The following is a 13,354-nucleotide window of genomic DNA, read 5'->3' as shown; positions in this document are numbered from 1 at the left end:
GTGACGAGGGAAGTACGCGCTTTTGCGGTAACTGTCCTCACACTCGCCGCTCTCGGGGTCGCTGCCGGGCTGCTCTGGTCAGGGCTGACACCGCGGGCGCCGTACCAGGTCACCGAGCAGGGCACGGTGCTGGCCGACCCGACCACGCAGGCGCTGATCGCGGCCGACGGCTGGTTCGCGGTGATCACCGGCGGGCTGGGGCTGCTGTGCGGTGCAGTGGCCTGGTTCACGGCGCGGCGCTGGATGCTGCCCGTCCTGCTCGGGTTGTGCGCCGGCGGGGTGCTGGCCGCGTACCTGACGTTGTGGGTCGGGTCCATGTTCACGTTGGGGGCCGTCACGGTGGAGGCGGCTCCCGCGCTGACGGCCGCCGGGGTGAAGGTCGTCCCTGGCGCGCTGAAGCTGACCGCGGAGGGCGTGCTGGTGTCCTGGCCGCTGCTGGCCGTGGGGTTCTTCGGGCTGCTGGAGGGCATGCACGGCTACCGCGAGTCGCCGCTGCGGCAGCCGTACGGTGAGGTCATGCCGGGAGTGTGACGTCCTTCGGCCCGCCGGCCACCCTGCGGTGAGCCCAGTGCAGCTCGCGCTCCCGCAGCGCCCGCTCGACGGCGGCCATGGTCGCCGCGTCGGCGGGCAGGTCGAAGGCGAGCCGGACGAAACGCGCCAGATCACCCCGGTAGTCGTGGCCGAGGGACACGAACTGCCCGGGCACGACGTGGATGGCGTTCAGCATGTCCACGAACGTGATGAGCGCGGTGACGAACGGCCGCCATCGAGCGGCCTGCGGGATGCCCGGGCCGCGCACCGGCCCCAGCCAGTCGGGGGCCTGGATGAGCAGCGGCAGCCCCAGCTTCGGCACCGGGTCCTCGTGGTGGGTCAGCAGGACCACGCGCGCCGCCGCCCGCCGTTCCGCCGGCAGCGCGAGCCATTCCTCGTACGACGCCACCTCCACGACCCGGCCGTCACCGTCGCAGGCCGCGGGGTCGTCCAGCCAGGCCCGCCGCCAGGCGGAGGCGAACGGGGTGCCGACGAACAGCGCCCGGTCGATCCCGAGCAGGGCCAGGCCGCGCGTGCCCTGGTGCAGGAAGACGTTCTGGGCCGCCTGGCTGCCCAGGCTCTCCCCGAACAGCACCAGCCGGGGGCGGCGGTCCGGGTCGATCGCGCGCAGCCGCCAGCTCAGCGCCGTCAGGAAGGCCAGGTTCTCCTCCCACGCGGCCCGCACCCGGTCCAGTGACAGGAAGGACGGCCGGACGGAGTAGGCGATGGCGATCGAGGCCACGTCGCCCCCGGTCAGGTACTCCAGGGTCTCGGCGGCCACGTAGTTGACGTAGCCGCTGCCCGTGGGCGAGAAGTAGGCCAGGACCCGGCGCTCGAACGCCCCGGTCCGCTCCAGCTCGCGCATGGCCAGGTCGGCGCGCTCGCCAGGGGTGAGGGCGGAGGCGAGGCCGACGAACACCCGGATCGGGTCGCGGGAGTCCTGGGCGCCGGTGACGTGCGCGATGTCCCGGGCGCTCAGCGTCATGCCGACGTACCTGCGGCCCTCGCGGCCGAAGTCCGCCCACTGGACCAGGCTGCCGGGGCCGCCGCTGACCAGCGGGGACGTCGGCCGTTCCTGGTGCGCGGGCTCCACCACCACGCCGGCGGAGTCGATGCGGCGGTAGGCGGCCAGGGCCGCGCGGCGGCCGGCGTAGCAGAGCAGGGACAGGGTGAGCGCGTGGCCGGCGAGCCGTTCGGCGGGCGCCAGTGACGGCACGGCGACGGTGACGGCCCGGCCGAGTGCCGCCGCCGCGGCCGACTCCGCCCGCGCCGCCGCCAGGATCGAGGCGGAGACGAGCGTGCCCACGCCGGCCGCCCTGATCGCCTGTGTCCCGGCCGGCACGTCGGCTCCCCTGCGCTGACGGGCGTACAGGACGGCGCTGACCCCCGCGCCCGCCAGGAGCGTGGCGGCGACGTTGACCCGCGCCGCCGTGCGCGCGCCGGTCAGCCGGTCGGCCACCGCGTCCGCCGCCGTGGCCAGGGCTCCGGCGACGCCGCCCGCCGTCAGCCGCCACCCGAACACCCGGACCGCCGCGCGCCCCAGCCGCTCCCCCGGGTGCTGGACCGCCAGCCGCTGCAGGGCGATCCCGGCTCCGCATGCGCACAGCTGGGTGACGAGCGCGGCCGTCCGGGGGTCGGTGAGCACTGCCCGCGCGCCCCGCCTGCGCACGGTGTCCCGGCGCGGGAGCAGGCCCCGGCCCACCGCCTCCGCCAGCGCCTGGGTCGTGGCGGCGAAGGCGTAGTTGGCGCTCGCCACCACCCCGGTGATCAGGGCCTGGTCGCGGGTGGTCCGCGGGAGCAGGCCCGGCTGAAAGGACGGGCCCACGCTGCCGGCGGCGGCGAGCAGCCCGGCCGCCTCGACGGTGCCCGCCTCGGGTGCCATGAGCCGCCTGAGCACCTTGGCCCCGACCCGGTCCGAAGGCCGGGGACGACGTCGGCTCACCACGCCCGCCGCCCGTGCTCCCTGTGCATCGCGAACATCCCGGCACCTCCGCCCGCCGCGCGACCTGCTCGGGAGAACGTGCCACGGACGACGGGCGGACGGCATCACCCGCAGCGGATGAACCCACGGCGAGCGACGGGCGCGGCGGGCGATCAGCGCGGCGGGCGGCGCTGGCCGTGCCCGGTGGCCTGCTCGAAGGCCCGCGCCACCCGCAGCACCCTGGCGTCCTCGAACGGCCTGCCCACGATCTGCACGCCCACCGGCAGCCCCTCGGGCGTGAACCCGGCGGGGACGGAGGCGGCGGGCGCGTGCAGCACGCTGATCCAGTAGGCCGACCGCATCCAGGCCAGGTAGTCGGGCAGCTTCTCCCCGTTGATCTCGCTGACGTGCGGATGCTCGACCGGGAACGGCGGCACCTGGCTGACCGGCGCGATCAGCACGTCGTAGGTGTCGAAGAAGGCGGCCATGCGCTGGTAGAGGCGGCTGCGCGCCGTCTCCGCCCTGGCCAGGTCGGCCCCGGTGACCTTGCGGCCCTGCTCGACGTTCCAGGCGGTGTTGGGTCCGAGGCCGCTCTTGTCGCCGTGGACGAGCAGGTAGTTCCAGGCGCGGTAGGTCCTGAACGCGTCCTCGGCGTCGCCCAGGTCCAGCTCGACCTGCTCCACGGTGGCGCCGAGCCGCTCGAACACCGCGGGCGCGGTGGCGGTGACGGCCGCCGTGCGCGGATCCACCGGCAGCCCGCCCAGGTCGGGGCTCCAGGCCACGCGCAGCCCGGCCACCCCCTGCTCGGGCTCGGGCGCGAACACCTCCTTGATCGCGTACGGCGAGCGCCGGTCGAACCCGGCGATGACGCCCAGCATCAGCGTCACGTCCTCGACCGTCCTGGCCATGGGCCCGGAGACGCTCAGCGTGTACCACGCGTTGAGGTCGGAGACCTCGGGCACCCGGCCGGGCGTCGGCCGCAGCCCCACGACGTTGCAGAACGAGGCCGGGTTGCGCAGGGACCCGCCCATGTCGGAGCCGTCGGCCAGCGGCACCATCCCGGTCGCCAGCGCCGCCGCCGCTCCTCCGCTGCTGCCGCCCGCCGACTTGGACAGGTCGTAGGGGTTCCTGGTGGCGCCGAACACCTCGTTGACGGTGTGGGAGCCGGTGCCGAACTCAGGGGTGTTGGTCTTGCCCACGGTCACGGCCCCGGCCGCGCGCAGCCGCTGGACGATCAGGTCGTCCTGCTCCGGCACGTGGTCGGCGAACAGCGGCGAGCCGTAGGTGGTCCTGATCCCCGCCGTGTCGACGAGGTCCTTGTGCGCGACGGGCACGCCGTGCAGCGGCCCGACCGCCTCCTGCGCCGACAGGGCCGCGTCGGCGCGCTCGGCCGCCCGCATGGCCCGGTCGGCGACGAGGGTGACGATGGCGTTGACGTCCGGGTTGACCTGCTCGATCCGGTCGAGGTGGGCCTGGAGGACCTCCACGGCGCTCACCTGCCTGGCCCTGATCAGCCGGGCCAGCTCGGTCGCGGTCAGGAAATGCAGTTCGCTCACGTCTGCGATCCTGCCCCACGGGCTCCGGCAGGGCGACGGCGAGGGTTGCCGACAACGCCCTGCCGGAACGTGCGGATCACCTGCCCGGCACGTCCTGCCGGAGTGGGCGGATCAGGCGCCCAGGCAGGCCGGGCCGAGCAGCTGCTTCAGATCGCCCATCAGCGCCGGCGAGGGCGTGACCCGCAGCCGGTCGTCCACCCGCATCACCGTCGTCTTGGGCCCGTTGTGCACCTGGAGGTGCACCTCGGAGGTGCCCGGGTGGGTGGTGAGGATCTCCTTCAGCCGCCCGACCACCGGCGGCGTGCAGCGGGTCAGCGGCAGGCTCACCAGCAGCGGCCCACCGGCCTCCACGGTGAGGTCGGGCGCCGTCACCTCCATCGCGATGATCTTGGCGACGTCCTCCCGCTTGTCGATGCGCCCCTTGACGAACACGATCGCGTCCTCGGCCAGCAGCGTCGAGCAGAGCTGGTACGCCGACGGGAAGATCATCACCTCGATGGAGCCCGCGAGGTCCTCGAGCTGGGTCAGCACCCAGGTGTCGCCCTTCTTGGTGACCTTGCGCTGCACCCCGCTGAGGATGCCGCCCACGGTCACGACCTGCCCGTCGGTGCGGCTCTCGTCCTGAACGGCCGCCACCGAGCAGTCGGCCCCGGCGGCCAGGATGTGCTCGACGCCGAACAGCGGGTGGTCCGACACGTACAGGCCGAGCATCTCCCGCTCGAACTGCAGCAGCGTGTTCTTGTCCCACTCGCCCACCGGGATCTGCACGTCGAAGGTCTGGTCCTCGCCGCCGTCGATCGCGCCGAACAGGGAGTCCTGGCCGATGGCCTCGTTCTTCTTGATGTCGATGATCGCGTCGACCGCCTGCTCGTGCACCATGACCAGGCCCTTGCGCACGTGCCCGAGCGAGTCGAACGCACCCGCCTTGATCAGCGACTCGATCACGCGCTTGTTGCAGACGATGGCCGGCACCTTGCGCAGGAAGTCCTTGAAGTCGCCGAAGCGGCCCTTCTCCTTGCGTGCGGAGATGATGCCGTCGACGACGTTGCCGCCGACGTTGCGGATGGCCGACAGGCCGAAGCGGATGTCGGTGCCGCGCGGGGTGAAGTCGAAGTCGGAGTCGTTGACGTCCGGCGGGAAGACCTTGATGCCCATGCGGCGGCACTCGTTGAGGTAGAGGGCCGACTTGTCCTTGTCGTCCTTGACCGACGACAGCAGCGCGGCCATGTAGGCGGCCGGGTAGTTGGCCTTGAGGTAGGCGGTCCAGTAAGCGATGAGGCCGTAGGCGGCGGTGTGCGCCTTGTTGAAGGCGTAGTCGGAGAACGGCAGCAGGATGTCCCACAGCGCCTTGATGGCCTCGGCGGGGTAGCCGTTGTCGAGCATGCCCTTCTCGAAGCCGGCGTACTGCTTGTCCAGCTCCGCCTTCTTCTTCTTGCCCATCGCGCGGCGCAGCAGGTCGGCGGCGCCCAGGGTGAAGCCGGCCACCTTCTGGGCGATGGCCATGACCTGCTCCTGATAGATGATCAGGCCGTAGGTCGTGTCGAGGATGTCCCTGAGCGGCTCCTCCAGCGCCGGGTGGATCGGCGTGATGTCCTGCTGGCCGTTCTTGCGCAGGGCGTAGTTGGTGTGCGAGTTGGCACCCATCGGGCCGGGGCGGTAGAGCGCGAGGGCGGCGGAGATGTCCTCGAAGTTGTCGGGGCGCATCAGGCGCAGCAGCGAGCGCATGCCGCCGCCGTCGAGCTGGAAGACGCCCAGCGTGTCGCCCTTGGCCAGCAGCTCGTACGACTTGCGGTCGTCGAGCGGCAGCGAGAGCAGATCGACCTTCTCACCCGTGGTCGCCTCGATCATCTTGAGGCAGTCGTCCATGATGGTGAGGTTGCGCAGGCCCAGGAAGTCCATCTTCAGCAGGCCGAGCGTCTCGCAGGTCGGATAGTCGAACTGCGTGATGATCGCGCCGTCGGAGTCGCGGCGCATGATCGGGATGTGGTCGGTCAGCACCTCGGCGGACATGATCACGCCGGCGGCGTGCACGCCGGTCTGCCTGATCAGGCCCTCCAGGCCCTTGCCGAGGTCCATCGTCGCCTTGACGTCGACGTCTTCCTCGTAGAGCCGGCGCAGCTCGCCCGCCTCGGCGTAACGCGGGTGGTCCTTGTCGAAGATGCCCGACAGCGGGATGTCCTTGCCCATCACGGCGGGCGGGAACGCCTTGGAGACCCGGTCGCCCAGCGCGTAGGGGTAGCCCAGGACGCGGCCCGCGTCCTTGATGGCGGCCTTGGCCTTGATGGTGCCGAACGTGGCGATCATGGCGACCTTGTCGGCGCCCCACTTCTCGGTCACGTAGCGGATCACGTCGCCGCGCCTGCGCTCGTCGAAGTCGATGTCGACGTCGGGCATGGAGACGCGCTCGGGGTTGAGGAACCGCTCGAAGATCAGGCCGTGCGGGAGCGGGTCGAGGTCGGTGATGCCCATCGCGTAGGCGACCAGCGAGCCGGCGGCCGAGCCACGGCCGGGGCCGACCGGGATGCCGTTCTGCTTGGCCCACATGATGAAGTCGGCGACCACGAGGAAGTAGCTCGGGAAGCCCATCTGCTCGATGATGCCGATCTCGTACTCGGCCTGCTTGCGGTGCTCCTCGTCGTAGCCCTCGGGCCAGCGGCGGGCCATGCCCTCCCAGACGGTCTGGCGGAAGAACTCGCTCTCCGTCATGCCCTCGGGGATGGGGTAGGTCGGCATCAGGTTCTTGAACTCGAAGAACCCGGTCGCGTCGACCTTCTCGGCCACCAGCAGCGTGTTGCGGCAGCCCTCGGCCCACAGGTCGGAGGAGTCGACCGCGCGCATCTCGTCGGCGCTCTTGATGTAGTAGCCGGACCCGTCGAAGCGGAAGCGGTCGGGGTCGGACAGCTGCTTGCCGGTCTGGATGCACAGGAGGGCGTCGTGGGAGGAGGCGTCGGACTCGTAGGTGTAGTGCGAGTCGTTGGTCACCAGCGGCGGGATGTTCAGCTCTTTGCTGATCCTGGTCAGGCCGTCGCGGACGCGGCGCTCGATGTCGAGGCCGTGGTCCATGATCTCCAGGAAGAAGTTGTCCTTGCCGAAGATCTCCTGATATTTCGCGGCGGCCTTGAGCGCCTCGTCGTACTGGCCGAGCCGCAGCCTCGTCTGCACCTCGCCCGACGGGCAGCCGGTGGTGGCCATCAGGCCGTCGGCGTGCTCGGCGAGGATCTCGGCGTCCATGCGCGCCCACTTGCGCACGAAGCCCTCGGTGTAGGCGCGCGAGGACAGCCGCATCAGGTTGTGCAGGCCCGTCTTGTTGCGCGCCCAGATCGTCATGTGGGTGTAGTAACCACCCGCCGAGACGTCGTCCCGCTTCTGGTGCGGCTCGCCCCACAGCACCGGCTTCTTGTTGTGGCGCAGCTCCGGCGCGACGTACGCCTCGATGCCGATGATCGGCTTGATGCCGGCGCCCGTGGCCTGCTTGTAGAAGTCGTAGGCGCCGTGCATGTTGCCGTGGTCGGTGATCGCGATCGCGGGCATCCCCAGGTCGCCGACCTGCTTGAACATCTGCTTGAGGCGGGCCGCCCCGTCCAGCATGGAGTATTCCGTATGAACATGCAGGTGCACGAACGAGTCGCTGGACGACATGGAGCGGCGCCTCCCGGTCTCGATGGGTTGTGGCATCTGACTCTAGTGGCCCCGGCCGACAACCCGGGGCCCCTCCGGCGGGCCCGCGGACCGGCGCGCCGCGGGCCGGCGCGATCAGCAGCACCGATAGTCTCGGACTCACGCCGGGTAAGCGAGGAGTCACGGTGCGCACGCAGACCGAAGAGGGATACACGCACGCGCTGGGCAACCGCCAGGTCCAGATGATCGCCATCGGCGGGGCCATCGGCGTGGGCCTGTTCCTGGGCGCCGGCGGCCGGCTGGCCGCCGCGGGGCCCGCCCTGGTGCTCTCCTACGCCGCCGCCGGGGTGGCGGCCTTCTTCGTCATGCGGGCGCTCGGCGAGCTGGTGCTCTACCGGCCCGTCTCGGGCTCCTTCGTCGAGTACGCCGGTGAGTTCATCGGCCCCTGGGCGGCCTTCGCCAGCGGCTGGATGTACTGGATCAACTGGGCCGCCACCGGCGTCGCCGAGCTGACCGCGATCGCCGCCTACATCCACTACTGGGCCCCGGCCTTCCCGCAGTGGCTCACGGCGCTGATCGCGCTCTGCTTCGTGATGACGGTCAACCTGCTGTCGGTGCGCCTGTTCGGCGAGCTGGAGTTCTGGTTCGCCATGCTGAAGGTCGTGGCCATCACGGTGTTCCTGGTCGTGGGGCTGGTGCTGGTGGTGCTCGCGGTCGGTGAGGCGGGCCCGCACAACCTGGTCAGCCACGGCGGGTTCTTCCCGACCGGCTTCCCGCTGGTGCTGATGAGCCTGCAGTCGGTGGTGTTCGCCTACGCCTCGATCGAGCTGGTCGGCATCACCGCGGGCGAGACGGCCAGGCCGCACGAGGTCATGCCGAAGGCCATCAACGGCGTGGTCTGGCGGATCGCGATCTTCTACGTCGGCTCGGTGGCGCTGCTGGCCATGGTCCTGCCGTGGACCGCCTACCGCGCGGGCACCTCCCCGTTCGTGACGGTCTTCTCCGGCCTCGGCGTCCCGTGGGCCGCCGACGCCATGAACCTCGTGGTGATCACCGCCGCGCTCTCGTCCTGCAACTCCGGCCTGTACGCCACGGGCCGCATCCTGCGCTCGATGGCCATGAAGCAGGAGGCCCCCCGTTTCGCCGGCGCGCTCAGCGGCCGGCACGTGCCGATCGGCGGCATCCTGTTCACCGCGAGCATGTTCCTGGCGGGGGTGGCGCTGTTCTACTTCCTGCCGGAGCGCGCCTTCAACATCGCCACCGCCGTCGCCTCGCTGGGCGTGATCACCACGTGGGGCGTGCTGGTGCACTGCCAGACCCGGCTGCGCCGCACCGGCCACCGCTCGGCCTTCCCGATGCCGGGCACGCCGTACACCAACTGGCTCACGCTGGCGTTCCTGGCGCTGGTGGTGCTGCTGATGCCGTTCGCCGACGAGGACCAGCGGGTGGCGTTCTACCTGATCCCCCTGCTGGTCGCCGCCATCGCCCTGGGCTGGTGGCTGGTCCGGCGCCGCCGCCCGTCCTGAGGCCGCCGTCCGAGCCCCCCGCCTGGCGCTCCCGCGGCGGCGGGGTCGCTGGGTAGTCTCGATGGCGCAGCAGTGGAGTCGCCGGGCAGGGAGGTCGCGCTGGACGCCGCGAGAGGCAGGATCGTCCGCACGGCGGCCGCGGCCGCGATCGGTGTCGCGCTGGCCGTGGCGTGCCTGCCGCTGGGCCTGTATCCCAGGCTGGCCTGCGCCGTGCTGGAGGCGGGCTGCCCCACCGGCGCCGCGCCGCGGGGCGAGTTACCCCGGATCACCAGGCTGACGGCCGTCCAGGTGGCGCAGCGCGGCGCGTACGTGGCGCTCGGCGACTCCTACTCCTCCGGCGAGGGGGTCTGGGAGCTGAGCCAGGCGCCGGTCAACGACGGGGCCGACCGCTGCCACCGCTCGGAGGGCTCGTACGTGCCGCTCGTCGCCCGCACCTACCGCTTCGGCGGCGGCACCGCGTTCTACGCCTGCAGCGGCGCCACCACCCGCCAGCTCCTGTCGGGCCAGTACGGCCACCGGCCCCAGATCACCCGCGTGACCTCGGCGACGAGCCTGGTGACGCTCAGCATCGGCGGCAACGACGCCGGCTTCACCAAGGTGCTGACCGGCTGCATCGTCAAGATCCCGTGGTCGTCGGCCTGCGTCGACCAGGACGCCGCGGTGAACCGGCGCATCGAGGAGCTGCGGACGAGCATGCTCAAGGTGCTCAGGGAGCTGCGCGTGCGCGCGCCGTCGGCCCGCGTCATCGTGCTCGGCTATCCGCGCCCGTTCCCGAAGGACCCGGTGGAGAGCGTCGACAACCTGACCGTGGCGGACCAGCGCTGGCTGAACGCCGTGACGCGGCGGCTCAACGACACGGTCGGGTCGGTGGTGGCGGAGTTCGACCGGGCCATCGTGGCGTTCGGGGCGCCCGGGAGCGCCGAGTACGTGGACGCCTACGAGGCGTTCGCGGGGCACGAGGTGGGCCGGCCGCGCCCGTTCCTGAACGGGCTGGCCGTGGACATGGGAGAGCTGCGGGTCAACGCGCGCAGCTACCACCCGACGGGCGACGGGTACCGCCGCTTCGCCGAGCTGATCACCGCGCAGATCGCCGCCGGCCCCGGCCGGCCGATGAACAACGTCCTGCTCACCGACCCGAACGCTCCTCCGCCAGGTGCAGCCCCGCCTCGATGACGGCGTTCATGATGGCCGACAGCCGCGACTCGCCCAGTGCGGGCGCCCGCACGGCCATCCGGGCCACCACGTCGCGCTCCCTGCCCAGGTCGCGGCCCGCGAAGCCGCCGACGGGCTTGAGCCGCTGCACGACGCCCGCCAGCTCGGCGCGCCGCTCCAGCAGCGTGGCCAGGGCGGCGTCCACCCGGTCGATCGCCTGCCTGCACTCGGCCAGCGTGGCGGGCGTCTCCTCGCGCAGCAGCGCGCCCACGACGGTGACGGCCTCCTCGGCCACCCGCCGCCCGGCCGCCGCCTCCTGCGCCGCGCCCGAGCCGATGATCAGGCCGTCGGCGCCCGCCGCGACGGCGGCGGCCGACAGGCCGAGGTCGGCGGAGACGTCCACCAGCGCCGGGCGCCCCGACGCGGCCCGCGCGGCCCGCACGAGCGCCAGATCGGGACGGCCGCCCCCCTCACAGAGGATCACCCTCCCGTCGCCCTCACCCGCGCAGTAGGCGGCCAGCCCCAGCCACTCCTCCATGGAGGCCGACGCCCGCCGCTCCACCACGACCGGCAGCCCCAGCCCCGCCGCCGCCCGCACGAGAGGGATGTCGCGCGTCCACGACGCCCCCACCACGACGGCCGCCGCGTGCTCGGCGATGGCCGGCAGATCGGCCGCCGTGGCGGGCTCAGCCAGCGTGACGCCCGCCCGCAACCTGGCAGGCGGATCGGTGCGCAGGCTCACCCGGTCGCCGATCACCACGGCGGGCCCGGCGCCCACGAGGAGGCCGCCCACGGCGACCGCGTGCCGTTGCAAGGTCGATGACATCCCGACTCCTCACTCGGCCGGCCCCCGGAGCCGGCGAAAACGAAAAAGGCAGAGACGGGTGTCTCTGCCTCGTGCCGACTCCAGGTGGTCGCTGGTTAGCTCACGACCGGCTCTCCCGGAGCCGGCTCGGTAAACGCGTAGCGACGACAAGTCATATCTGAACCCTACACCCCCGCCTCCACCTGCTGGGCGGCGCTTCTCACATGGCGGACTGTCCTTCAGGCGAGTCGCCGTTGATCCCTGCCCGTGAGAGTATTTCTTGGCCTAGAGGAGGGTTTGAGGCCGTTGATGTCGGATCGCAAGCAGGACGGACGCCGCATCGCCGGCCGCTACCAGCTGCAGGAACCCATCGGCAGGGGCGGGATGGGCATCGTCTGGCGCGCCTACGACGAGCTCCTGGACCGCACGGTCGCGGTCAAGGAGGTCAGGTACGCCGCCGCCCTGGGCGAGGAGGTGCAGCTGCTGAACCGGCGCACGATGCGCGAGGCGAGGGCGGCGGCGAGGTTCGAGCATCCCAACGTGATCGTCGTGCACGACGTGATCGAGGAGGACGATCGTCCCTGGATCGTCATGCAGCTCGTGCCGTCGCGGTCGCTGGGCGCCGTGATCAAGCAGGACGGGCCGCTGCCGCCCAAGCGGGTGGCCGAGATCGGCCTGGCCGTGCTGGACGCGCTGCACCGCGCCCACGAGGCGGGCGTGCTGCACCGCGACGTCAAGCCCGAGAACGTGCTGCTGGCCGACGACGGCCGCGTCGTGCTCACCGACTTCGGCATCGCCACGCTGGAGACCGAGACGCAGCTCACCGTGACGGGCCTGGCGGGCACGCCGGCGTTCATCGCGCCCGAGCGGCTCAAGGGCCTGCCCGCGCGGCGCGAGTCCGACCTGTGGTCGCTGGGCGCCACGCTCTACACGGCGGTGGAGGGCCGTTCCCCGCACGAGCGCGGGATGGCGCTGGCCACCATGCACGCCGTGCTCACCGACGAGCCCGACCCCGCCACGCACGCGGGCCCGCTCACCGACGTGATCAACGGGCTGCTGGTCAAGGAGCCGGTGCAGCGGCTGACGTACGAGGAGACGCAGCGCATGCTGCGCCGAGCCCTGCGTCACATGATCGCCGCCGAGCCTGACACCGGCTCGACAGGGCCGTCGGTCGCGCCGCCCACCAAGATGTTCCCCGCCGCGCAGGAGCTGCACGTGCCGGCCCCGGCCGAGCCGAAGCGCCCCGCCGTGCCATCCGCCGCGCCGCCCGCCGCCCCGCCCGCCGCGCCGCCGGCCAGGCCGAAGCGGCCGGGCCCCGCCAAGGCCAGGCGCCCGTACGAGCCGGTCGAGGACGACACCCCGACCGACCCGAACCTCCTGGCCGCCTCCGCCCAGGAGGCCATGCCGGAGACCGGCGCGCGCATCACGCAGACGCCGACCGTGGATCCGCCGCTGCCGCCCGCCGAGTCCACCATGGACGCGGCCAGGAAGCCCGACCAGCAGAGCCGGCCCACGATCGTCATCGCGGCGGCCGTGGCGGTCCTGCTGGTGGCCGTCGTGGGCGGCTACCTCGGCCTGAACTCGGCCCCCGACGACGAGACCGCGCAGCGCGCCGGCGCCCGCGCGGCGGCCGTCACGACGAGCCCGACCCAGGCCGCGCCGAGCACGTCCGCCTCCCCGCCCTCGGCCTCCGCCTCGCCGTCGGCCTCGCCCTCGGTCTCCCCGACGACGGAGTCGCCGAGCGCCTCACCCACCTCCGCGCCGGAGAAGACCGAGGAGGCCGAGAAGGATCCGCTGCCGTCCGGGTGGAAGTACTACACGGACAAGAAGCTCGGCTTCAAGATCGGCCTGCCCAAGGGGTGGGACGAGTGGGTCCGCAGCAGCAGGGGCGTGGAGTTCAAGGGCCCCGGCGGCGCGTCCAACGCGCACGTGCGCGTCGAGGAGATGCCCAAGCTGGGCAAGGACCCGCTGAAGGGCTGGAAGAAGCTGGAGCCCAGCCTCAAGGACCGCTACGGCGGCTACAAGAAGATCGGCATCGAGAAGGTCGACTACCGCGAAGCCGCCGCCGACTGGGACTTCTACTGGCCCACCAACACCGGTAAGAGCCGCATCCGCTACCGGGGGTTCGTCGCCGAGAACGGGAAGACGTACGCCATCTACTGGCACACGCTGAGCAGCCACTGGAAGAAGGACTACGACTTCTTCGAAGGCTTCTGCGCGACGTTCGTGCCGCCCAAGTAGGTAA

At 72.0% G+C, this 13,354-nt stretch carries 8 protein-coding genes; 4 read left to right on the top strand and 4 right to left on the bottom strand.

Features of this window, described 5'->3' with window-relative positions; all coding sequences use genetic code 11:
• On the top strand, positions 1-531 hold the full coding sequence (locus LCN96_RS18515) for a hypothetical protein (protein WP_225274003.1): 531 nt from the start codon (positions 1-3) through the stop codon (positions 529-531).
• Here LCN96_RS18515 and LCN96_RS18510 read toward each other — a convergent pair.
• The 3 genes from LCN96_RS18510 to dnaE all read right to left on the bottom strand — a co-directional run bounded on the left by LCN96_RS18510 (position 515) and on the right by dnaE (position 7,647).
• Positions 515-2,413 (bottom strand): alpha/beta-hydrolase family protein, encoded by a 1,899-nt coding sequence (locus LCN96_RS18510; RefSeq protein ID WP_225274001.1) that lies wholly within the window; start codon positions 2,411-2,413, stop codon positions 515-517. The two genes, LCN96_RS18515 and LCN96_RS18510, sit on opposite strands and share 17 nt — an antisense overlap.
• A gap of 212 nt (positions 2,414-2,625) precedes the next feature.
• Positions 2,626-4,008, bottom strand: coding sequence for an amidase (locus LCN96_RS18505; RefSeq protein WP_225274000.1), 1,383 nt, complete (start codon positions 4,006-4,008; stop codon positions 2,626-2,628).
• A gap of 111 nt (positions 4,009-4,119) precedes the next feature.
• Positions 4,120-7,647 carry a DNA polymerase III subunit alpha gene (gene dnaE / locus LCN96_RS18500; RefSeq protein ID WP_225273998.1) on the bottom strand — a complete coding sequence of 1,176 codons (3,528 nt, stop codon included), beginning with the start codon at positions 7,645-7,647 and terminating at the stop codon, positions 4,120-4,122.
• 164 nt (positions 7,648-7,811) lie between these two features.
• Here dnaE and LCN96_RS18495 point away from each other — a divergent pair, with 164 nt between their 5' ends.
• Positions 7,812-9,152 (top strand): amino acid permease, encoded by a 1,341-nt coding sequence (locus LCN96_RS18495; protein ID WP_225273997.1) that lies wholly within the window; start codon positions 7,812-7,814, stop codon positions 9,150-9,152.
• A gap of 72 nt (positions 9,153-9,224) precedes the next feature.
• Complete coding sequence (locus tag LCN96_RS18490) at positions 9,225-10,325, top strand: SGNH/GDSL hydrolase family protein (protein WP_225273995.1); 1,101 nt, start codon at positions 9,225-9,227, stop codon at positions 10,323-10,325.
• Here LCN96_RS18490 and LCN96_RS57115 read toward each other — a convergent pair.
• On the bottom strand, positions 10,279-11,130 hold the full coding sequence (locus LCN96_RS57115) for a chorismate mutase (RefSeq protein ID WP_311132331.1): 852 nt from the start codon (positions 11,128-11,130) through the stop codon (positions 10,279-10,281). The two genes, LCN96_RS18490 and LCN96_RS57115, sit on opposite strands and share 47 nt — an antisense overlap.
• Positions 11,131-11,418: 288 nt before the next feature.
• Here LCN96_RS57115 and LCN96_RS18480 point away from each other — a divergent pair, with 288 nt between their 5' ends.
• Positions 11,419-13,350 (top strand): serine/threonine-protein kinase, encoded by a 1,932-nt coding sequence (locus LCN96_RS18480; protein WP_225273993.1) that lies wholly within the window; start codon positions 11,419-11,421, stop codon positions 13,348-13,350.
• Positions 13,351-13,354: the final 4 nt, after the last annotated feature.

Origin of the sequence: Nonomuraea gerenzanensis, assembly GCF_020215645.1 — a bacterium.
Taxonomy (GTDB): domain Bacteria; phylum Actinomycetota; class Actinomycetes; order Streptosporangiales; family Streptosporangiaceae; genus Nonomuraea; species Nonomuraea gerenzanensis.
The sequence above is the reverse complement of the archived record's forward strand: the minus strand, read 5'-3'. Positions and strand labels throughout refer to the sequence as shown.